Annotated in this window: 18 protein-coding genes and 1 pseudogene; 15 read left to right on the top strand and 4 right to left on the bottom strand. The window is 59.5% G+C overall.

Annotated elements, in window-relative coordinates:
- Window positions 1-345: 345 nt before the first annotated feature.
- Together HMPREF3169_RS06540 and HMPREF3169_RS06535 are read right to left on the bottom strand one after the other, a co-directional pair.
- Window positions 346-1824: a glyceraldehyde-3-phosphate dehydrogenase gene (locus HMPREF3169_RS06540; RefSeq protein ID WP_167599039.1), complete on the bottom strand. Its 1479-nt coding sequence runs from the start codon at window positions 1822-1824 to the stop codon at window positions 346-348.
- A gap of 38 nt (window positions 1825-1862) precedes the next feature.
- Entirely contained in the window at window positions 1863-2855 is a 993-nt protein-coding gene (locus tag HMPREF3169_RS06535) for a nitronate monooxygenase (RefSeq protein ID WP_070432762.1), read from the bottom strand.
- A gap of 65 nt (window positions 2856-2920) precedes the next feature.
- On the opposite strand from HMPREF3169_RS06535, the gene pth reads away from it, so the two are divergent.
- From pth to HMPREF3169_RS06490, 9 genes are all read left to right on the top strand, one after another.
- Window positions 2921-3634 carry an aminoacyl-tRNA hydrolase gene (gene pth / locus HMPREF3169_RS06530; protein ID WP_083286092.1) on the top strand — a complete coding sequence of 238 codons (714 nt, stop codon included), beginning with the start codon at window positions 2921-2923 and terminating at the stop codon, window positions 3632-3634.
- Window positions 3635-3672: 38 nt separating this feature from the next.
- Window positions 3673-4503, top strand: coding sequence for an SDR family NAD(P)-dependent oxidoreductase (locus HMPREF3169_RS06525; RefSeq protein ID WP_070455992.1), 831 nt, complete (start codon window positions 3673-3675; stop codon window positions 4501-4503).
- A gap of 52 nt (window positions 4504-4555) precedes the next feature.
- Complete coding sequence (locus HMPREF3169_RS06520) at window positions 4556-6196, top strand: peptide chain release factor 3 (RefSeq protein ID WP_061921410.1); 1641 nt, start codon at window positions 4556-4558, stop codon at window positions 6194-6196.
- A 159-nt stretch (window positions 6197-6355) separates the two neighbouring features.
- Window positions 6356-6448: a potassium-transporting ATPase subunit F gene (locus HMPREF3169_RS13590; protein ID WP_061921406.1), complete on the top strand. Its 93-nt coding sequence runs from the start codon at window positions 6356-6358 to the stop codon at window positions 6446-6448.
- Window positions 6445-8097: a potassium-transporting ATPase subunit KdpA gene (kdpA, locus tag HMPREF3169_RS06510; RefSeq protein WP_061921404.1), complete on the top strand. Its 1653-nt coding sequence runs from the start codon at window positions 6445-6447 to the stop codon at window positions 8095-8097. Before HMPREF3169_RS13590 ends, kdpA begins: the two co-directional genes overlap by 4 nt.
- The gene (gene kdpB, locus HMPREF3169_RS06505) at window positions 8094-10226 is read left to right on the top strand and encodes a potassium-transporting ATPase subunit KdpB (protein ID WP_061921401.1); all 2133 of its coding nucleotides are present in this window, start codon (window positions 8094-8096) and stop codon (window positions 10224-10226) included. The genes kdpA and kdpB overlap by 4 nt, the downstream gene beginning before the upstream one ends.
- Before the next feature lie 3 nt (window positions 10227-10229).
- Window positions 10230-10967 carry a potassium-transporting ATPase subunit C gene (locus HMPREF3169_RS06500; RefSeq protein ID WP_082778573.1) on the top strand — a complete coding sequence of 246 codons (738 nt, stop codon included), beginning with the start codon at window positions 10230-10232 and terminating at the stop codon, window positions 10965-10967.
- Window positions 10968-11071: 104 nt separating this feature from the next.
- Window positions 11072-13747, top strand: a complete 2676-nt coding sequence (locus HMPREF3169_RS06495) for a DUF4118 domain-containing protein (RefSeq protein WP_070455991.1) — start codon at window positions 11072-11074, stop codon at window positions 13745-13747.
- Entirely contained in the window at window positions 13747-14496 is a 750-nt protein-coding gene (locus HMPREF3169_RS06490) for a response regulator (RefSeq protein WP_061921396.1), read from the top strand. The genes HMPREF3169_RS06495 and HMPREF3169_RS06490 overlap by 1 nt, the downstream gene beginning before the upstream one ends.
- Here HMPREF3169_RS06490 and HMPREF3169_RS12950 read toward each other — a convergent pair.
- Window positions 14474-14647 (bottom strand): annotated as a pseudogene (locus HMPREF3169_RS12950) (GntP family permease); the annotation flags it as partial. The gene HMPREF3169_RS06490 and the pseudogene HMPREF3169_RS12950 sit on opposite strands and share 23 nt — an antisense overlap.
- A 435-nt stretch (window positions 14648-15082) precedes the next feature.
- On the opposite strand from HMPREF3169_RS12950, the gene HMPREF3169_RS06480 reads away from it, so the two are divergent.
- Together HMPREF3169_RS06480 and HMPREF3169_RS06475 are read left to right on the top strand one after the other, a co-directional pair.
- Window positions 15083-15463, top strand: a complete 381-nt coding sequence (locus HMPREF3169_RS06480; RefSeq protein WP_061921390.1) for a hypothetical protein — start codon at window positions 15083-15085, stop codon at window positions 15461-15463.
- 2 nt (window positions 15464-15465) lie between these two features.
- On the top strand, window positions 15466-16008 hold the full coding sequence (locus tag HMPREF3169_RS06475) for a gamma carbonic anhydrase family protein (protein WP_061921388.1): 543 nt from the start codon (window positions 15466-15468) through the stop codon (window positions 16006-16008).
- On the opposite strand, the gene HMPREF3169_RS06470 is transcribed toward HMPREF3169_RS06475, so the two are convergent.
- On the bottom strand, window positions 16005-16658 hold the full coding sequence (locus HMPREF3169_RS06470; protein ID WP_061921385.1) for a hypothetical protein: 654 nt from the start codon (window positions 16656-16658) through the stop codon (window positions 16005-16007). The two genes, HMPREF3169_RS06475 and HMPREF3169_RS06470, sit on opposite strands and share 4 nt — an antisense overlap.
- A gap of 136 nt (window positions 16659-16794) precedes the next feature.
- Here HMPREF3169_RS06470 and HMPREF3169_RS06465 point away from each other — a divergent pair, with 136 nt between their 5' ends.
- The 4 genes from HMPREF3169_RS06465 (at window position 16795) to HMPREF3169_RS06450 (ending at window position 22347) form a co-directional block, all read left to right on the top strand.
- Entirely contained in the window at window positions 16795-19182 is a 2388-nt protein-coding gene (locus HMPREF3169_RS06465) for an MMPL family transporter (protein ID WP_070455990.1), read from the top strand.
- A gap of 2 nt (window positions 19183-19184) precedes the next feature.
- The gene (locus tag HMPREF3169_RS06460; protein ID WP_070455989.1) at window positions 19185-19784 is read left to right on the top strand and encodes a TetR/AcrR family transcriptional regulator; all 600 of its coding nucleotides are present in this window, start codon (window positions 19185-19187) and stop codon (window positions 19782-19784) included.
- A gap of 196 nt (window positions 19785-19980) precedes the next feature.
- A complete protein-coding gene (locus tag HMPREF3169_RS06455; RefSeq protein ID WP_061921377.1) occupies window positions 19981-21192 on the top strand; it encodes an NAD-dependent epimerase/dehydratase family protein in 1212 nt (403 codons plus the stop codon).
- A 15-nt stretch (window positions 21193-21207) separates the two neighbouring features.
- Window positions 21208-22347, top strand: coding sequence for a glycosyltransferase family 4 protein (locus tag HMPREF3169_RS06450; protein WP_070455988.1), 1140 nt, complete (start codon window positions 21208-21210; stop codon window positions 22345-22347).
- Window positions 22348-22357 lie beyond the last annotated feature (10 nt).

The raw sequence follows: 22357 nt of genomic DNA, 5'->3' as shown, positions 1-22357 counted from the left end.
GCCAGCGCCGCGCACAACGCAATAATAATGACAAGCCTTCCCCAAGGCGTACCGATCAGCCATTGCCCGGCGTTTATCCACCGAGACGCAGGAGATTGATTGCTACCAGCATTTTCAGCTATTTCAGCGCTTTGGGCACGGTGTGGTTGCGAATGCCTGGGTTTAGATTTCACATCGAAACATCCTAAAACTCAGCCGTGGATACACGTAGTCGAACAACCCACTCAGGGGTACGTGCGCCCTAGCACTACAACCCGATCCCATGCCTGCCTAAACAAAGACCCCTGGAGCCACACCGAAAATGTGGCCCCAGGGGTGGGTAGCGCTTAATCTGCGCGAAAAGGCTTAGAGCTCGTGTGCCTCAACGCGAGCCGGGAATACGCGAGGACGTGCGCCTGCGATGTCCTCGACGATGCGAATTACCTGGTTGGAGTAGCCGAACTCGTTGTCGTACCAGACATAGAGAACCAGGTGCTTGCCGGAAGCGATGGTTGCCAGGCCGTCGACAATGCCGGCGTGGGTGGAGCCGACGAAGTCAGAGGAGACAACCTCCGGAGAAGCAATGTAAGAAATCTGCTGGCGCAGGTCAGAGTGCAGGGAAACGTTGCGCAGGAAGTTGTTGACCTCGTCGCGCTCGACTTCCTTCTCCAGCTCCAGGTTCAGCACTGCCATGGAAACGTCCGGGGTAGGAACGCGGATAGCGTTACCGGTCAGCTTGCCCTCAAACTCCGGAACAGCCTTGGAGACTGCCTTCGCAGCACCGGTCTCGGTGAGAACCATGTTGAGACCAGCTGCGCGGCCACGACGGTCACCCTTGTGGAAGTTATCAATCAGGTTCTGGTCATTGGTAAAGGAGTGAGCGGTCTCCACGTGGCCGTGGACAACGCCGTAACGATCATTGATGACCTTAAGAACAGGGGTGATGCCGTTGGTGGTGCAGGATGCGGCAGACAGGATCTTGTCAGAATCCTCGATGGTGTCATCGTTGATGCCGTAGACGATGTTCTTCAGATCGCCCTTGCCCGGTGCGGTCAGCAGCACGCGGTCGATGCCCTTGGACTGCAGGTGCTGCTCCAGGCCAGCGCGGTCACGCCATACGCCGGTGTTATCAACCAGGATGGCATTGTTGATGCCGTAAGCGGTGTAGTCGATATCAGCCGGGTCGTTGGCGTAGATCATCTGAATCTTGGTGCCGTTTGCCCAGATAACGTCGTTTTCTTCATCCACAGCGATGGTGCCGTTGAAAGCACCATGAACGGAGTCGCGGCGCAGCAAGGAGGCACGCTTGAAGATATCGCCGTCGCCCTTCTTGCGGGCAACGATGGCACGCAGACGGACGCCGCCGTATGCAGCCTCACGAGCGATCAGGATGCGGGCCAGCAGTCGGCCGATGCGGCCAAAGCCGTAGAGCACAACGTCGGTGCATTCCTTATCAACAGCAGCGCCAACCAGGTCGCAGAGTTCCTGCTCCAGGTAGTCGCGCAGGTTGTTGGCGTCAGACTCAGAGTAGCCAGAAGCCAGGCGGCCCAGGTCGATGGAGGCAGAGCCCAGGTTCATGTCGCACAGTTCCTTCAGGATAGGAAGGGTCTCTGCGGTGGAAAGTTCGCGCTTTGCAATACGGCGTGCGTAGCGGTGCGCCTTCATGATGTCGATGTCCGTTACGCCATTCAAGTTGCGGCCGTAGATGGTGGCAACAACGTTGTTGGTGCGGTGCAGTTGGTGGATCAGCGGGATCATTTCCTGAGCAAGCTCAAGGCGCTCGTTCCAGTCAGCGTGTCCAACCTGTGCGTTCGCAGTCACGTGTTCTTTTCCTTTACTCGTCATGGGGGGGTAAACCAACATTCAACCGTAAATATTAACGCCTAGTGTTGCCCGTTTTGGCATAGACGCCACAGGATTTCCGCCACACTACCCCCGTTTATTTTCTCCACCTGCTCCCCCACCAGGCAATAGGCCACTGCAGCATCCTGTTCTTGGCGGCGTGGTTTCAAAATCGGATTCAAGAAGGGGTACATCGGGGGCATTTTTGGGTGGGCCCGAGTGAACTCAGTTTCCAGCCCGCGGGCAAAGCGGCCGGAAAACGCACGAGTAGATACACTCTTGCCGCCGCTTGCAAGAAGCTCGCGATTAAAGGCGCTGGTTCCAGCCTCCTCAGCCAGCAAGAAGGCCGAACCACAGCTGACCGCTTCAACGCCTGGCCATGAAAGGGCTCGGGCGACGTCTTCGGATGTACGCAGTCCACCTGCGGCAATCAGAGGTAAAGGGGCGTCGCCAAGCGCGGCGTAAACTGCCGCCACCAGCTCCGGCAGCGGGCGCCAATCCGGCTCCGCTTCAGCATCCCAGACCCCGCGGTGCCCGCCGGCCTCAGGCCCCTGCACACACAACGCGTCTACCCCAACTTTGGCAGCAGCGATAGCTTCTTCCGGCGAGGTAACCGTGGTCCAAGCCTCCGCTCCCGCAGCGTGGATACGGTCAATCTCGCCAAGACTAAAGGTACCGAACATGGACCACAGCACCGCCGCGCCGCCATCTAGCGCTAGCTGGAGCTTGTCCTCCCATCCGTTGGAATAGTCGACGCTAGGAACCTCCACGCCTTCTGATTCCGCCATAGCGCGCACCGCCGCCATCGAGTCTTCACCCAGCGGCTTCTGCGGGCAGAAAAGATTTACCCCAAAATGCTCACCCTCGCAGGCCGCAATCTGTTCCCGCGCCGCTTCGAGGGAAGCAGTGCCCAGTGCCAAAGCACCAAAGGAGCCGGCTGCCGATGCCGCCAGAACGCTGCGCGGGGTCGTGGGTCCCCCGGCCATGGGGGCGGGAAGTATTCTGGCTTCTAAGCTTTCAAGTAGTGTGCTCATCTCGCCCACACTAGGCAAAGGATGCGCGTAAGCTGTTTTTTACTCCCCACATTAAGGTGTGTTTTATGTCTTCCCTCGGCGCAACCATCAAGGAATGTTTGCAGCAGCTTCGCTCTTCGGCGGGTTCCAAAGCAAGTATTGTGAAGGAGGGGCTTCACCGGAGCACAGCACGCCAGAAGCAGGCTCCCTTGCTGGAAGTTTCTGACCTTTCTGGCCAATGGCTCGTGGTGGGCCTTGGCAACCCCGGCGCGCAGTACGCCGCGACTCGCCACAACGTGGGCTACATGGCAGTCGATGACCTTTTAGCCGATTCCGGAGATATCCTGCAGCCGGTTAAGGGCCATAAATTGTCCGCGGCGCAGGTAATGGTGGGCGATATCGCCGTAGTCGTTGCCCGTTGCGCAACTTTTATGAACTTGTCTGGTGACCCGATCGCTCCCTTCGCAGAGGAATTACAGATTCCAGCGGAGCGCATCATCGTGATTCATGATGAGCTCGATTTGCCAGCGCATAAGATTCGCATCAAGGTAGGCGGCAATGAAAACGGCCACAACGGGTTGAAGTCCTTGAGCGAACGCTTGGGAACCCGCGAGTACCCTCGCATTCGCATCGGTATTGCCCGCCCGCCGAAGGGCACATCCATTCCGGATTATGTCCTGGGGCCGGTGGATTCCGGTACTGGTTTCGACGCCGCAATCGCCACGGCTGCCGACGCCGTGGGGCTCATCGTTTCCCGCGGCATTCAATTCGCGCAGAATGAGATTCATTCCCGCAAGTAACCCACCAGAGAAAGCTCATAACCCCTAAGCTTTAATTCATGAGCCACGACCCACAAACCATCGTCATCACTGGTGCCTCTGACGGCATCGGCGCTGCAGCAGCCCGCGTGCTCCGCGCTCAACGCCCGCAGGATCACCTGGTGCTGGTTGGCCGTAATCCCGAAAAGACCAAGGCTGTGGCAGAAAGCGTGGGGGCTTCCTTCCACCTGGCGGACTTTGAGTCTTTGGGCCAGGTGCGCCGCTTGGCAGAAGAATTAGGTGAGCTCGAGGAGATTCACGCGTTGGGAAACAATGCGGGCGGGATCTTCGATGGCCCCTTCACCACGGCCGATGGATTTGAACGCACGTGGCAGGTTAACGTGGTGGCGCCTTTCCTGCTGACTTCCTTGCTACGGGAGAAGCTGCGCAAAACGGATGCCACCATCGTGCAAACCGCTTCGGTGGCTAATTTCTTGATGTCTGCATTCGATCCGGGCGATCCAAATACCTTCCAGAAGTTCACCGCAGAGCGTGCCTACGGCAACGCCAAGCTGGGCGATATTTTGCTTACGCAGTATCTCCACGATCATGGGATGACTTCCGTGGCCTTCCACCCCGGCGTCTTGGCAACCAACTTTGCGCGGTCATCGCAGACCCGCACGAGCAAGTTCTACACCGGCGCCATCTCCAAGTACTTTGGAAAAGCCCAGGCCGGCGGCGAGAGCCTTGCATATTACCTCACTGGCACGCCGGGCGTGCACTTTGAGTCTGGCCAGTATTTCAACAGCAAGCGCAAGCCGGGCATGCGTCGACCGATGGCCAAGAAGGCAAGCGTTGCTCGCCGCATCTTCGATGACTTGGGCGAGCAACTTGGCGTGGACTGGAATTAATCGCTGCGGCGCGATTCCAGCACTTTAGGTCAAGACCGCTAAACTTACGCGCATGAGTATTGCCTCCGAAGCCACCCGCCGTCGTACATTTGCCGTCATCGCCCACCCGGACGCCGGTAAATCCACCCTTACGGAGGCGCTGGCGTTGCATGCGCACATCATTAATGAAGCAGGTGCCGTGCACGGCAAGGGAAACCGTAAAGCCACGGTCTCTGACTGGATGGAGATGGAAAAGGACCGCGGTATCTCCGTAGCTTCTTCTGCCCTCCAGTTCGAGTACGCCCCGGAGGGCCATACGGGTGAGCCTTACATGATCAACCTGGTCGATACCCCGGGCCACGCGGACTTCTCGGAGGATACCTATCGCGTTCTTACTGCGGTTGATGCCGCAGTCATGCTTATCGACGCCGCGAAGGGCCTGGAGCCACAGACCCTCAAGCTCTTCCGTGTGTGCAAGGCCCGCGGTTTGCCGATTGTTACGGTTATCAATAAGTGGGACCGTGTCGGCCGCGAACCGCTGGAGCTCGTGGACGAGATCGTCAACGAGATTCAGCTACAGCCCACCCCGCTGTACTGGCCGGTCGGCATCGCTGGTGACTTCCGTGGCTTGGCGCACATCAATGAAGACGGCGAAGCGGATAACTACATCCACTTCATCCGTACTGCGGGTGGCTCGACCATCGCACCGGAGGAGCATTACGATCCGAGCGGCGCTGAGGCCAAGGAAGGTGATGCCTGGGAGACCGCCGTCGAGGAAGCAGAGCTACTGGCTGCCGACGGCGCGCTGCATGACCAGGAGCTATTCGAGCAGTGCGTTACTTCCCCGCTGATCTTTGCCTCCGCAATGTTGAACTTCGGCGTGCACCAGATTCTCGATACCCTCTGCGCCATCGCCCCGGCCCCGCGCTCGCGCGATTCCGATCCGAAGGCAATCGAGGCGTCCGGCGGCGCCAACGCAGCCATCGACGAGGTCCGCGAGGTCACCGATGACTTCTCCGGCGTCATCTTCAAAGTGCAGGCGGGCATGGACCGCAAGCACCGCGATAACTTGGCATTCATGCGCGTGGTCTCCGGCGAGTTCGACCGCGGCATGCAGGTCACCCACGCCCAATCCGGCCGCAGCTTCTCCACGAAGTACGCGCTGACTGTCTTCGGCCGCACGCGCGACACCATCGACACCGCCTACCCGGGCGACATCGTGGGCCTCGTCAACGCCGGTTCCCTGGCACCTGGCGATACCATCTACTCTGGCAAGAAGGTGCAGTTCAAGCCGATGCCGCAGTTCGCACCGGAGGCATTCCGCATTCTACGTGCGAAGTCTTTGGGCGATTACAAGGCCTTCCGTAAGGGCTTGGATCAGTTGGCTGCTGAGGGCGTCGTCCAGATCCTGCGCAATGAGGCCCGTGGCGACGCAGCTCCGGTGATGGCTGCGGTGGGTCCCATGCAGTTCGAGGTCATGCAGGCGCGCATGGAAGTGGAATACAACGTGGAAACCGTCACGGAGCCCATCCCGTATTCCGTTGCCCGTCGCACCGACGCCGAGTCCGCCTCTGAGCTCGGCCGCCAGCGTGGCGTGGAAATCTTTACCCGCACTGACGGCGAACTAATCGCCCTCTTCGGCGATAAGTGGAAGCTAGCTTTCATTGAGAAGGAGCACCCGGAGCTGACCATGGAGCCACTCGTCGCAGACTAGCTCTTCCCTCAGCGTAGATGTCAAAATCTCGTTAAGACCCAGATGTAGCGGTGCCGATGGGTGCTTTTATACATCCATGGCATTCGACATTATTTTGACGCTTGCCACCATTGTGCTGTTCGTTATCATTCAATGGATAGCTCAGGTGGTGGATAAGCTATGACCTGGGAACTTACTGTAGGCGCGATTCTAGGGATCGCGGCCGTCATCTATTTGCTCATCGCTCTGTTGCACCCTGAGGACTTCTCATGACCGGGGTTATCGGCGGGTATATCCCGTTCGTCGCGGTATTCACGCTCCTCGCCGTGCTGTACGTCCCACTGGGCGGGTACATGGCAAAGGTTTTCACAGGAGCCAACGATCTCAAGATAGAGAAGGCCATCTACAAGGTGTTGGGGGTAGATTCTTCCGCCCGGCAAACTTGGCGCCGCTACGCCGGTAGCCTCTTGGCCTTCTCCATGTTTTCGATCATTGTCTTGTACCTACTGCAACGCCTCCAGCAGTACTTGCCGTGGGCGCACGGCATGGGCCCAGTAGATCCGGACCAAGCGTGGAATACTGCGGTCTCGTTTACAACCAATACCAACTGGCAGTCCTACTCCGGTGAAACTGCGATGTCGCAGCTGACGCAGATGCTCGGCATGACGGTCCAAAACTTCGTCTCCGGTGCCGTAGGCATTTCCGTCGCTGCTGCGCTTATCCGAGGGTTCGCGGCCCGTAACGGCGACGGGCGCATCGGTAACTTTTGGGTGGATCTTACCCGCGTCTGTCTGCGCATCCTCCTGCCCATGGCAACCTTGGGCGCGCTGTTTCTCATGACCCAGGGAGTCATCCAAAACCTGCAACCCCCGGAGACTTTTACCACAGTTACCGGCGCTACCCAGACCATCCCCGGCGGCGCTGTGGCCTCCCAAGAAGTCATCAAGGAACTGGGTACCAACGGTGGCGGATACTTCAATGCGAACTCGGCCCACCCGTTCGAGAACCCGACCGTGTGGTCCAACGCCCTGGAAATCTTCCTCATCCTTGTCATTCCGGTGTCTCTCACTCGCACATTCGGTCTCATGGTCCGCGATACCCGCCAGGGCTACGCCATTCTTTCCGCCATGGCGGTGTTGTACTTCCTGTCACTCGCTTCCGTCACCGCCCTCGAGGCCACTGCTTCCGGCGCTATCGGCGGCGGCATGGAAGGTCGCGAAATGCGGCTTGGTACCATCCCGTCTGCGCTGTTCGCGGTGACAACGACAATGACGTCGACCGGCGCAGTTGATTCATTCCACTCGAGTTACACTCCTCTCGGCGGCGGCCTTCTCATCTTAAATATGCTGCTCGGCGAAGTCTCTCCAGGCGGTGTCGGCACTGGGTTGTACGGCATGCTGGTCATGGCCATTCTGTCGGTGTTCATCGCCGGCCTTATTGTCGGGCGCACACCGGAATACCTGGGAAAGCGCATTGGCGTCGGCGAAATGATCAAGGTCTGCCTGTACGTCCTCGTGATGCCAACCCTCGTGCTGGGCGGAGTGGCACTATCCGTCCTTCTGCCAAGCACCCCAGACTCTCTATCCGCGGCGGGACCGCACGGTTTTAGCGACCTGGTCTACGCATTCACCTCCGCATCCAACAACAACGGTTCGGCATTCGCCGGATTCGGAGCAGACACCTGGTGGTTCAACATCTCCCTCGGTATGTGCATGCTGTTGGGGCGTTTTCTGCCCATCGTTATGGTCCTGGCAATTGCCGGCGCCATGGCCAAGCAACGCATCATCCCGACGACTTCGGGCACTCTGCCGACGCACAGCGGGCTATTCGTCGGCCTGCTGATAGGCGTCGTTCTCATCGTCGGTGCACTAACATTCCTTCCCACTCTCGTCCTAGGACCGATTTTGGAGGCGACTCTATGAGCTCGACCACATCTACTTTTTCCGCAGAGCAGCTCAAGGCCACGGTGCCTTTGGCTCTGCGCAAGATGAGCCCGAAAGAGCTCGTTAAAACGCCGGTGATGTTCTTAGTAGAGGTGGGCGCTGTGTTCACCTTCATCATCGCCTGTACCCAACCGACTTTGTTTAGTTTCTCCATTTCTCTCTGGCTCTGGGCCACGGTGTTCTTCGCAACCTTTGCTGAAGCCTTCGCAGAAGGTCGTGGCAAGGCTCAGGCGGACGCCCTACGTCGATCACGGACGACCACCACTGCCCGTCGCATCACCTCCACGGTCCTCGTCACCGCCGGGTCCGGCTCCGGCCGCACCAACGTTGAGCTCAGCCCGGCCAACTACGAGACCGAAGAAGTCCCCTCAACCGAGCTGGCCAAAGAGGATGTCGTCCTCGTAGAAGCCGGTCAGACCATTCCAGCCGACGGCGACGTCATCGTTGGGGCGGCCTCCGTGGACGAGTCAGCCGTCACCGGCGAATCCGCCCCGGTCATCCGAGAATCTGGAGGCGACCGGTGCGCCGTCACCGGTGGTACCCGCGTGTTGTCTGACTGGGTCGTAATCAAGGTCACCAACGAGCCCGGTCAGTCCTTCATGGACCGTATGATCGGTTTAGTCGAAGGCGCCAATCGCCAGAAGACCCCGAACGAGCTTGCCTTGTCCACGCTCCTCAACGTATTGACCCTGATATTCCTGCTCGTTGTCATGGCGCTAGCCCCGACCGCGGCATTTAATGGTGCGGCGCAGGATCCCCTGGTTCTTGTCGCCTTGTTGGTCTGCCTGATCCCAACCACCATCGGCGCGCTGTTATCCGCCATCGGCATCGCCGGCATGGACCGTCTGGTGCAGCACAATGTGCTGGCCATGTCCGGGCGTGCCGTCGAGGCTGCCGGTGACGTCTCCACTCTGTTGCTTGACAAGACGGGCACGATTACGGTCGGCGACCGCCAGGCCGTGAACGTAATTCCTGTGGGCGGGTACGACCAAGACGAGCTTATATACAAGGTGCAGCTTTCCTCCATGGCCGACGAGACCCCGGAGGGACGTTCCATTGTCAAGCTGGCGGAAGCCGCCCGAGGTGAAATGCCAGAGGAACACTTTCGCAACCTCGAATTCATCGCATTTACTGCGCAGACCCGCATGTCGGGGGTGAAACTCAGCGATTCCGAAATGATCGTCAAGGGCGCGGCCAAGCAGATCATGACAACTGTCCGCGAGCTCGGCGGCACTGTTCCGGCAGAGACCGAGGACGTGGTCAACTCAATTAGTCAAGACGGCGGCACCGCACTCGTGGTCGCCGAGCTCATTAACGCCCCGGAGCCCGGATCCGATCCTCGTGAAGCGACCGCCAATTCCTCCTTGTCACGCGTCCTCGGTGTTATCCATCTCAAGGACATTGTGAAAGACGGCATGGTCGAGCGCTTCAAGACGCTGCGCGAGATGGGCATTCGTACCGTCATGATCACCGGTGACAACGAGCTGACCGCTCAAGCCATCGCCAAGGAAGCCGGCGTCGACGACGTTCTCGCCGAGGCTACTCCGGACCAAAAACTCGCGCTCATAAAAAAAGAGCAGGCCGGTGGTCACATGGTGGCCATGACCGGTGACGGCACCAACGATGCTCCGGCGTTGGCGCAGGCTGACGTGGGAGTGGCGATGAACACCGGTACGACCGCCGCCAAGGAAGCCGGCAACATGGTCGACTTGGACTCAGACCCGACGAAGCTCATCGACATCGTGGGAATCGGCAAGCAGCTGCTCATCACGCGTGGCTCCCTGACGACCTTTTCCATCGCGAACGACGTAGCAAAATACTTCGCCATCTTACCGGCGATGTTTATCACCGCATTCCCGGGGCTGCAAGCCCTCAACATCATGCACCTGCATTCTCCGACCTCGGCCATCTTGTCCGCTGTCATCTTCAACGCGCTCATTATCGTGGCGCTCATTCCGTTGGCGCTCAAGGGCGTGTCCTACCGCCCGGCCAGTGCTTCCGCACTGCTGCGCCGCAACCTACTCATTTTCGGCCTCGGTGGCTTCGTAGCCCCGTTCATTGGCATCAAGATCATCGACCTCATCATTGGTAATGGGTTAGGAATTTAAACCATGCACACTCCTCAGACTCCACAATCCGCGAGGGCACACTCAACAGCAACGGATGAGCCCATCAGCCACGACCTGACGCGCTCGGATGAATTCGGGAACAACCCGGATCTGTACCACGCTGCCGGCGCAAGTCCTTTTAGCACGGGATTCAACGTCCGCGCGCAATGGACTGCGTTGCGAACACTGTTGGTGATGATGCTCATACTGGGCTTCATCTATCCCATGGTCCTCATCGGCGTGGGCAAGCTATCCCCGGATAAGTCCAACGGTGGCCTCCTACGCGACGCCAACAACGAGATCGTCGGCTCCCGCCTCATCGCCAACCCCGTCGAGGGAGACCAGTGGTTCCAGCCGCGGCCGTCCGCCGCAGGCGACAATGGCTGGGACGCTATGTCTTCGTCCGCATCCAACGCCGCCGTGGTCTCGCAGGAATATCAGGACGAGATTGCAAAGCGCCGCGCAGAGGTCGCTGCCCGCGAGGGCGTGAGTGAAGACCGCGTGCCTGTCGATGCCGTCACGGCTTCCGGCTCCGGTCTTGACCCGCACATCTCCACCGCGTACGCCGAGATCCAGGTGCCACGCATAGCCAAGGCCACCGGCCTAGGCGAGGACGATCTCCGTCAGCTTATCAAGGACAACCAGGTAGGGTTCATGAACTCCTTTACTGGAAGCCCGAATGGTGTGGCCGTCAACGTAGTCACACTCAACTACGACCTCGCTAAGCTTGTCGCCGAGTAATCCTCTTTTCGCCCCGTGCCCGCCCGCGCGGGGTCTGTCTCCGTCTTTCTCCCCTCGACACACGCCGCCCAGAATAAACACTCCCAAGGATATAATTGGTAACTATGTCTGCCTCTGAGTCTCCTCGAGCGACTACCGACTCTGCGCCCTTCGAGCCATCCCACAGCCACCGTGGAAAACTCAAAGTCTACCTTGGCTTTGCCCCCGGCGTGGGCAAGACCTGCGCCATGCTCAACGAAGCACATGAATTGCAGCGGCAGGGGCTTAACGTCATGGTCGGCGTCGTAGAAACGCACGGCCGGAAACGCACCGCGGAACTGGTCGAGGGTTTAACCGTCATCCCGCGAAAGAAAACCACCTATCGCGGGCGGGTCTTCGAAGAGCTAGATGTCGACGCCTGCTTGGCACTTGCTCCAGACGTGATTCTCGTCGACGAGCTCGCGCACACCGTCGTCACCGGTGATGCCGAGTTCGCAGCCACAGAAGTCTCGCAAAAGCGTTGGCAGGACGTCTACACGCTGCTTGACGCCGGGATCGACGTCATCTCAACGCTCAACATCCAGCACCTCGAATCGCTCAACGACGTCGTAGCGGCGGTCACAAACACCCGGCAGCGTGAAACCATCCCCGATCAGGTGCTCCGCGATACCGACCACATCGAGCTGGTCGACTTATCCCCCGACTCGCTGCGTATCAGGCTCGCGCGGGGCGAGATCTACCACGGAGCCATGGCGACCAAGGCCCTGGAGAACTACTTCCGCTTGGGAAACCTGACTGCCCTGCGCGAATTGGCGCTGCTGTGGTTGGCTGACAAGGTCGAAGAAGGTCTCGCGGCCTACCGCGAGAACCACGAGATCGACTCGACATGGCCGACCCGCGAGCGCCTCATCGTAGCGGTGTCGGGCAGCGACGGGTCCGAAGCACTCATTCGGCGCGCCGCCCGTATCGCAGGAAGAGTTTCGGGCAGAGAAATGGTGGCGGTCTACGTCGCCAGCAATGAGGGTTTGACCTCCAACCAAACCCCTTCCGCGCTGCGCCGTCTGCAAGAGCTGGTGGAAGATCTCAATGGCCAGTGGCGCGTGCTCATCGGCGACGACGTCGCCGGCACGCTGTTGGAATACGCACGCTCTATCAACGCGTCGCAATTGGTTATCGGCCGCCGGCCACGCTGGGGGCACACTCTTGCCAATGGAGTTGCCGAGCGTGTGATCGATGGCTCGGGCACGATTGATGTCCACATCGTCTCCCTGTCCTCGTCAGATGACCCCCAGCCAAAACGGCCGCGGCGAGGCACGATTTTCGGCCGAGTCCGCCTACTGACCGGTTGGTTTGCGGCGTTGCTCTTCCCCCCGGGGTTTACGGTGCTCATGTTGCTCTTTAATCCGGAGGAAAAGTTCTTGAGCCCCATCCTGCTGGGATTTCTCACCATCGTGGTCTTTAGCGCCATCGCGGCCGGCGTGTGGCCGGCGCTGCTCGCGGTCATCAGTGGTTCGCTGTTGGCCAACTGGTTCTTTACCGCTCCCACCCACACGTTGAGTATTACCGAGCCGGAGTCGATAACCTCGGTGGGCTTCTTCATCATCATCGCTCTGACCGTGGCGTATATCGTGGACTACGCTGAACGGCGCGCAGACGAAGCGAAACGACGTCAAACACAGGCCGTCATCATGGCAGACCTTGCGCGCGGCGTCATTTACGAGGGGGCGGATCTCAAATCACTATTGCGGCGACTTGGCGAGACTTTTTCGTTGGACAAGGTCCTCCTTCAGCGCTATTCCAGTGAAGACAAGAAGTGGTGGACCATCGAGTCCAACGCGGAGTCCTCGGATGTAGTTGTGGCACAGCAAAAAAGTCGTGCCGGTGAATCCGCCAACCACGTGGGGATCGGTGACTCACTGCGCCTAGTCATCGGCAACCGGGAACTCAGCCCGTCTGAGATCGATATGATCGAAGCCCACGGTGCTCGCATTACCGCCATTCTCGACCGGCAGGAAATGGAAGCGATGCGACGGGCGACCTCAGCCCTGGAGTCCTCCAACCGAGTCGGTTCCACGCTGCTCACCGCGGTCTCGCACGACCTACGAACGCCGCTAGCCGGCATCACCACGGCAGTCTCCGGTCTCACGCTCGGCGACGTCGAAATCTCTGAGGCCGACCGCCAGGCCCTCATCAACACCATCGAGTCCTCGGCGCACCGTCTCGAGATAGTTATCAATCATCTGCTTGACATGTCTCGCCTCAATACGGGGATGCTTCGACCAAACTCGCAGGCTATTGATGTCGCGGACATCGTCGACGCTGCGCTCGATGAGCACAGCGTCTCTGCAGGAGGCGTGCGTGTGGACATCCCTGTCACGCTGCCCCCGATCCTCGCGGATTACGGCCTCGTCCAGCGCGTACTAGCAAACGTCATCGCCAACGCGGTCAACCACGGCGCGGGCACCCACATCGATATCACGGCGCGCGAGGCACACCTGGCCAGCGTGGCCGACGATGCCGCTTCAATCGGGCCTTCTGGCCTTCGCGACGACCATAACATCGTACAGATTAGGATTGCTGATCACGGCCCTGGCATTCCTCGAGACCAGTGGGATAGCTTGTTTCTGCCTTTCCAACGGCTATCAGATGACGCCTTGGGGCTCGGCCTGGGTCTGGCCGTGGCCCGTGGTTTCACTGAAGCCATGGGCGGACACATCTACCCCGCCGAGACCCCCGGTGGCGGCGCGACCATCGTCATCGAAATGCCTTGTACCTCTACACCCGAAGGTGGAAAGCAGTAGTGTCCCAACTCCATTCATCCTCTGCGGCACCCGAAGCCGACCAAGGGCCCCGCATCCTCATCGTTGAAGACGACCATACGCTAGCCCTTGCGGTTTCAATCAACCTCAAGGCGCGGGGTTATCAAGTTCGCGTTGCAAAGACAGCAGCCTCCGCCCTGAAAATCTCTGGGCAGTGGCAACCCCAGGCAGTTCTGTTGGACCTCGGCCTTCCGGACACGTCTGGTCTAGAAGTCCTGCGCTCGCTGCGCACATGGTCGACTGTGCCCGTCATCGTGGTCTCCGCCCGCCATGAACAAGAGGGCAAGATCAACGCCCTCGACGAGGGTGCCGACGACTACGTCACCAAACCGTTTTCCACTGGTGAGCTGCTCGCCCGGCTCCGATCCGCCCTACGCCGCGCCGCCACCGCCTTCGCCACCGAACGAGTGAACCCCGTACTCGTCTCCTCGGATAACCGGTTACGCCTCGACCTTGCCCAATCAAGTGTCTACGTGGATGACTCACGCATCCACCTCACACCCATTCAATGGAAAATCGTCGAATACATGGCCCGCAACTACGAGTCTCTCGTCAAAAGCACCGATTTGCTACAGGCAGTGTGGGGCAAAAACTATGAGCAAGAGACCAATTATCTGCGCGTCTACATGTCGCAATTGCGCCACAAGCTCGAGCCGGATCCGTCACGTCCGCGCTATTTCCTCACCGAGCCGGGCTTGGGCTATCGCCTTAACGGCTTCGCCCCCGCATGATGGCCAAAGTCACGAGCGGGATGATGATCGTCACGACAGCAACGTCCTTGTAGGACAGTCGGTGGGTCATACCGCAGACCATGAGCTTGGTGAGCACCGCGCCGTTCTGCGGCAGCGAGTCGAAGCTCACGGAGGCCATGGCGGTCACGCGCCGTCGATAAAGCGCAGCGTCATAATGAGCGGCAACGTCGAGGGCGCGCACGTACATGTTTATGTCGGTCTGCTCGTGGATATCGTCGCGCGTGATGTAGATGGACTCGCCGGTATCCGCGCGCGTCGTCGCCAGGTTCATCTCCTCCGAGTTCGCCTGAAATGCTTCGCAGTCGAAGGGCAGATCATTGTCCGAGGAGCGCTCGTAGATATACTCCGCTTTGAAATACCCCGTGCCGCGCAGCAACGAGGACACCCCCGCCAAAGCTCGGGTTATGGGCGAAGTCCACGAAGGAATCCTTTGCCCGCCAAGCGTCGCGCGAAAGATAATTCACGGTGTGCGAGGCCCCCGCGGACACGCCGCCTTCAAAAATTAGGGGGAAGTTCTTGCATCAATCACGTTGTTTTACCGCACGCGGCTGCTTACGATGTTCACATGGGATTACTTGACGCGCTCCGCTCGCTCACCGGCCCCAAGGCCCCGCGCCTCGCCACGCCCGAGGCTGGCGCGCCCGTCGTCGAGGTCGGCCATTTGGAGGTCCACACCGCCGGAACCTTGCTCATCGTCGTCACCGACTCTTCCGGCGCCGCAGCCCTCCGTGAGGTCGCCCTCGCCGCCGAGCCCGCTTGGCTTGCCGATGCCCCCACCCGCGTCTTCTTCTCCCCGGCCCCACGCCCCGAGGTCCCCGTCCGCGACCCGAAGAAAGGCTGGGCCATCCCGCTCGACCCGGACACACGCGCCGCACTGCTGGAGACCCTGCGCGCCGAGCCGGGCGACTACGAGCTGTCCAAAACCCTTGCCATCTCCGTGGAGTAATCATGCTCATTCTTCCCTTCAACGGCGTCCGTCCCCGCATCCACCGCAGCGCGTTTATCGCGCCGAACGCCACGATTATCGGCGACGTGGAAATCGGCCCCGACGCGTCCGTCTTTTATGGCACGGTCCTGCGCGCCGACGTCGGCGCCATCCGCATTGGCGCACGCACGAATATCCAGGACAATTGCGTACTCCACGTCGACTGCGACGCAGACTGCGTCCTCGAAGACGACGTGACTGTGGGCCACATGGCGATGGTCCACGGCGCACACGTCGAGTCCGGAACGCTCGTGGGTATGCAGGCCACCGTGCTCTCACGCTCGCATGTCGGTACTGGCTCGCTCATCGCCGGCGGCGCCGTGGTCCTCGAAGGCCAGCAAATCCCGGCGCGCTCGCTCGCCGCTGGCGTGCCCGCCAAGGTCCGCCGCGAGCTGAACCCCGAGGAATCCGCCGCGTTTATCCCGCATGCCGCGCGCTACGTCGAGACCGCCCGCGGCCAGGCGCCCGAGTCCGAGTCCCTGCGTCTCGAGGACGTCTGGTTCTAGAGCGAGACCACCCCCATGATGATTAGAAAAACCGCAACCGCGTAGCCCGAGTACAGCGCGACCTGGGTCGAGTTGCGGCGCGCAGCCGCGAAGATGCGCCCGGCTGGGCTGTCCGGGTAGTGGCGCACCATCGCGATCCCCAGGCCACAGAGCGTGGGCAGGCTCAACGCCAGGCAGGCGTAGAGCAGGCCTGCGCTCACCCGCGAGCTCACCGAAAGATCGCCTGCGGCCAAGTGCATGAGGCCGTAGTAGAACGGCACCGAGGTGAGCGATTGGATAATGCCCATCGCGAAGCCGACAAGCCCCGTAAGCAACGACGGGGTGCGCAGCGGGCCCAAGAGTTTCTCCACGAGAGGGTTCGACTCGCCTTTGGAGCGCCACGCGCCGAGCGCAAGGAGGACGCCGACCACGATGAGCACGATGCCCGCGATGGGCGAGTCGAGCACCGAGATGATCTGGTCCTTGATGCCAAGGAAGATAGAGAACACGAGCGCCGTCGCGGCAAGCACGCCCAGCCAGTCTCCCACAACCACGAGCGTAGCGATCTTGCGATACATCCCGCGCGGCAGCATGATGCCAATCGCGACGAGGATGCCGATGAGCAGCGCATTCACGGAGTCAAGGAGAGCATAAAGGACGGCATGGAGCATGCGCGCAAGTCTACAGCGCTTATGCAGCGCCTCCCCAAACCGATCCCAAATCGCAAACTTGCATAGCAACTGCAAGTTTGCGTAAGGTGTGCAATATTGCAGAAGTAACGCAAATTTAATCAAAGGAAGTCTGTACATGTCGAAATTCCTCTACCGACTCGGTAGTTGGTCATACCGAAAAGTGTGGCCATTTCTCGCGTTCTGGCTCGTAATCCTCGTGGGCTTCGGTGGCCTCGCGGGCGCTTTTGCCAAGTCCCCTAGCCCAACCTTTTCCATGCCTGACATGGATTCCACCGTCACTCAGGAAAAGATGATGGAGCGCTTCGGTAATGAAACCGATGCCATGAGCGCGCCTAGCGCCACCATCACCGTTCAAGCTCCAGAAGGCGAAAAGCTCAGTGACAAAGAGGTCATGGGCGAGGTCGATTCCATGATCGAGGAGTTGCAAGGCACGGACGCGCTGCGCGATTCCGACAAGATTGTCAATCCCGTCGTGGCTGCGATGGGCATGGAAAAGCAGCTGACCGAAAAGATGTCCGCGCAGGGCATGCCCGAAGAGCAGATCCAAGAAAACCTGGCCGCCCTATCCCCGCTCAGCGAGGATAAGCGCACCGGCACCATCTCCATCGAATTCGATGCAGATACCGTCACCGACATCCCGCAAGAAGAGATGACTGCGGTCACGGATATTCTGCGCGACTACGACGAGGGCGACCTCACCGTGAAATACGGCGGCAACGCCTTCAACGGCGCCACCGAGATGAACATGGTCTCCGAGGTCATCGGCCTCATCGTCGCGGCCGTCGTGCTGCTTATTACCTTCGGCTCGTTCGTAGCCGCAGGCATGCCGCTTATCTCCGCCGTCATTGGCGTGGGCGTCGGCCTGCTGGGCGTCCAGCTCGCCACCATCTTCACGGACTCTGTCTCCGATCAGACCCCGATGCTGGCGTCCATGATTGGTCTCGCAGTGGGCATCGACTATGCCCTGTTCATCGTCGCTCGCTTCCGCAACGAGCTGATTACCTCCTCTGGTCTCAATGACTTGAACCCCAAGGAGCTGGCCGCAGAACTTAAGAAGATGGACAAGGCTACCCGCGCGCATGCAATGGGCATGGCGCTGGGAACTGCCGGTTCCTCCGTCATTTTCGCCGGCATCACCGTGGTCATCGCCCTCACCGCGCTGACTATCATCGGCATTCCGTTCCTTTCCACCATGGCCATCGCAGCCGCAGCCACCGTGGTCATCGCGGTCTGCGTAGCACTTTCCTTCCTACCGGCCCTCCTCGGCCTGTTGGGCACCAAGATCTTCGCAGGCCGCGTTCCCGGCCCTAAGGTTCCGGATCCAGAAGATGAAAAGCCAACGATGGGCCTAAAGTGGGTACGCCGCGTGCGTGCGCATCCATTCCTGCACCTGGTTGCCGGCGTTGTGCTGCTGGGCATCCTCGCACTTCCGGCTGCCAACTTGCGCCTTGCGATGCCGACAGATGGCACCTCCAAGCTAGGCACCCCCCAGCGCGATGCCTACGAGATGACCGAGGAGGCATTCGGCCCGGGACGCAATGCTCCGATGATCGCTTTCGTCGACGTCGCGAACGTCGCCGAGCAAGACCGCCTGCCTGCATTCCAGCAGATTCTGCAGGAATTCAATGACACCGAAGGCGTCGTCAATGCCCAGATCGTGGCAACCACCGACTCCCAAGATGCCGCGCAGATCATGATCACCCCGTCCACCGGCGCGACCGATGAGGAAACCACCCAGACCTTGGAGCGTCTGCGTGATTACCAGGGCGAGTTCAGCGAAAACACCGGCGGTAGCTACGGCATCACCGGCATTACCCCAATCTTCGATGACATTTCGCAGAAGCTTTCCGACGTCCTGGTCCCCTACATCGCCATCGTCCTGGGCCTCGCCTTCCTGGTGCTGCTATTGGTATTCCGCTCCATCTGGGTACCGCTGATTGCCGCGGCCGGCTTCGGCCTATCAATGGCCGCCACGTTCGGCATCACCGTCGCTATCTTCCAGGAAGGCATGTTCGGCATCATCGATGACCCACAGCCACTTCTTTCCTTCCTGCCGATCATGCTCATCGGCCTGACCTTTGGCTTGGCGATGGACTACCAGGTCTTCCTGGTTACCCGCATGCGTGAGGGATTTGTCCACGGCAAGACGGCCGGCAACGCCACCTCCAACGGATTCAAGCATGGCGCTCGCACCGTGACCGCGGCGGCGTTGATCATGATCTCCGTGTTCGCGGCCTTCATGCTCATCGACCTCCCCTTCATTAAGACCATGGGCTTCGCGCTGGCAGTCGGCGTCTTCATGGATGCCTTCGTCGTGCGCATGATGCTGATTCCGGCCACCATGTTCCTGCTCGATGACAAGGCGTGGTGGATGCCGAAGTGGCTGGAGAAGATTCTGCCCAACCTCGATGTAGAAGGAGAAGCCCTGAGCGCACAGCGTGAAGAACTCCAACAATTCCAGCGCGATAAGGTAGAAGCAAAGTCCACCGGAAAAGGAGCATAAAAATGGCGAGCTTGCGGGAAGCAAAAAAACGGGCCACGCGCCACGCCATCGCAGATTCTGCCGCACGCCTGGTGCTCGCTGAAGGAGCGGAAAAACTCACCGTGGCGCGCATTGCGGAGGTCGCCGGGGTCTCCCCACGTACCTTCCACAACTACTTCACCTCTGCTTCCGATGCGCTTTTGTTTTTCACCGCAAGCGTCCTTGAGTCCTTCTCGGAAAATATCGACGAGCTCTATCCCGAGGCTGACATCAACGAGTTCTTTGAGCACCTAGTCTCGGATATTCTGGAATCCGAGGACGAAAACCTGCATTCGATTGCTACCTTGGTGGCCATCGGCGAGAGTCTCGAAGGGCTTAGCCACACTGCCGAAGAGCGTCAACGCTACGAGTCTTGTGCCGAAGACATCCTGAAGTCCTTCAGCACGCGAATGGCCGACTTTTCCGAAAGAGAAATGCGCGTCATTTTGACTGCCCATGGCGCGGCCGCACGCCTTGCCCTGATGGAAATCAATGCCGCAGAAGAGGAAGGCCATGCTTTGAGCATTGAAGAAAAGAAGCAAATCGTCAGCGAATGCCTTGCAGCGCTGAAAAAGATTTCCTAATCGATTTCTCAAGCACTGCGCTTTCCTGCAGTTCACTGAAAATTCACCCCGGACCGGCGGCGACACCTGCCGGTACCGGGGTACTGTCGTATAAGTCGTATTTTCCGCCCACAGGCCTCGCTCCTCCGGGCAAAGATAGACCTTCCTGTCAGCGCATGTTCGCATGCATCCCTCGAGTAAGTTTGGAGTGTCCACAGTGAAGATTGCGATTCTGGGCGGCGACGGTTTCTGTGGATGGCCAGCATCCCTTTATTTGTCCGACCAGAGCCATGACGTCATTATCGTGGATAATCTTTCCCGCCGCGCTATCGACGAGGAACTCGGCGCAAGTTCGTTAACCCCCATCGTCTCGATTGAGGAACGCATCGCGGCATGGCATGAGGTCTCCGGCAAGACCATCGCTTTCCACAACTTGGACGTTGCTCAGGACTACGACGCTTTGCTCGACTTCCTGGTAACTGAACAACCGGATGCAGTAGTGCACTTTGCTGAGCAGCGCGCTGCTCCTTATTCCATGAAGAATTCGCGTACCAAGCGTTACACGGTGGATAACAACATCAACGCCACCCATAACCTGCTGGCCGCCATCGTGGAATCCGGCCTCGACATCCACGTGGCTCACCTCGGCACCATGGGCGTCTACGGCTACGGCACCGCGGGCATGGAAATCCCGGAAGGCTACCTCGACGTACAGGTCAAGGTGGAGGGCCAGGAGCCAATCGAGCAGTCCATCCTCTACCCTTCCAACCCAGGCTCGGTCTACCACATGACCAAGGTGCTGGATCAGCACCTTTTTGCCTACTACGTCAAGAACGATGAGCTGCGCGTCACCGACCTACACCAGGGCATCATCTGGGGTACTCACACCGAGCAAACACTTAAAGACGAGCGCCTCATCAACCGCTTCGACTACGACGGCGACTATGGCACGGTGCTCAACCGCTTCCTCATCCAGGCAGGTATCGGTTACCCGCTGACTGTCCACGGCACCGGTGGCCAGACCCGCGCTTTCATCCACATCCGCGACATGGTCCGCTGCATCGAATTGGCTCTGGAGAATCCGCCGGCCAAGGGCGAACGCGTAAAGATCATCAACCAGATGACAGAAACCCATCGCGTGCGCGACCTTGCAGAACTCGTCGCCGAGCTTTCCGGTGCGAAGCTTGCCATGGTGCCGAACCCGCGCAAGGAATCGGCAGAAAACGAGCTGCACGTTTCCAACAACACCTTCTTGGAACTTGGCCTTGAGCCAACTACCTTGAGCGAGGGGCTCCTCCACGAGATCGAGGAGGTAGCAAGGCGCTACGCGGACCGCGTGGATCGCTCCAAGATTCCAGCGCAGTCGCTGTGGACGAAGCAGCAACAGGTTGGAATTCCGGAGGAATTCCTCGACAAGGCCGCTCACTAACCCCACTTTTAAACCGTGCGCATCGCAATCGTTACCGAGGTCTTTCTCCCGAAGATCGACGGAGTAGTCACCCGCCTGACCAAGACCCTAGAGCAGCTTGCTGTTCTAGGGCACGAAGTCAAAATTTTCGCCCCGGGCAATCCTCCGAAAAGTTTTGCAGGCTTTGAGGTTTCCCCGCTCCCCAGCCTTTCCTTACCGGTCTACCCGGAGATCAAATTCGGTCTTCCAACTTGGGGATTCTTCAGGGAAATCCGCGAATGGGACCCAGACGTAATTCATGCCGTCAACCCCATTTGGACTGCCGCACTAGGCGTCTTCGCTGCCCGGCGCGATGCGGTCCCGCTGGTGGCAAGCTTTCACACCAACGTCCCGGAATATGTTGACGCTCTCGGCATCGGGTGGACACGCCCGCTGACAGAGCATGCGATCACCTACCTACACAACCAGGCCGCGGTGAACCTGTGCACGTCTGCCCCCATGGTGGATAAGGCCCGCACGATTGGGATGCACAACGTGAAGTTGTGGCCCAAGGCCGTAGACACTCAGACCTATCACCCGAAAAAATCCACACCAGTCATGCGTGAGCGCCTCAGCGCAGGCAACCCCGACGCCCCGCTTCTTACCTATATCGGCCGCATTTCCAAAGAAAAGGACCTGGAGCGGCTCGCCAACGTAACAAAACTCGTGCGCCAGGAAGTACCCGCGGCACGCTTGGCCATCGTGGGCGCTGGCCCCTATCTGGAGCAGCTCAAGAAGTCCTTCGACCCTGAAGTCACTGTCTTTACCGGTTATTTGTCCGGCGAAAAGCTGGCGCAGGCATTCGCTTCCGGTGACGTTTTCCTCTTCCCCTCAGCGACGGAAACTTTAGGCTTGGTTGCCCTTGAATCCTTTGCTGCCGGAGTGCCTGTCATCGGTACAAACGCCGGCGGCATCCCTTTCGTCATCGACGAGGGCGAAACCGGTCACCTCATCGATCGCGATGCTTCTGACGATGAATGGGCCGCAGCTGCGATTGGTCTATTGACAGATCCCGCGCGACGCGCCCGCATGGGTCAGGCCGCGCGTACCGAAGCAGAGCGCTATTCATGGTTAGAATCCACAAAGGCACTCGTTGCCGCTTATGAAGAAGCGATAGATAATCCCTACCGACGCTGAGGAAGTTTCA

Origin of the sequence: Corynebacterium sp. HMSC08C04 (assembly GCF_001807495.1) — a bacterium.
In the GTDB taxonomy this organism is placed as follows: Bacteria; Actinomycetota; Actinomycetes; order Mycobacteriales; family Mycobacteriaceae; genus Corynebacterium; species Corynebacterium simulans.
This window is presented reverse-complemented; position numbering and strand designations above follow the sequence as displayed.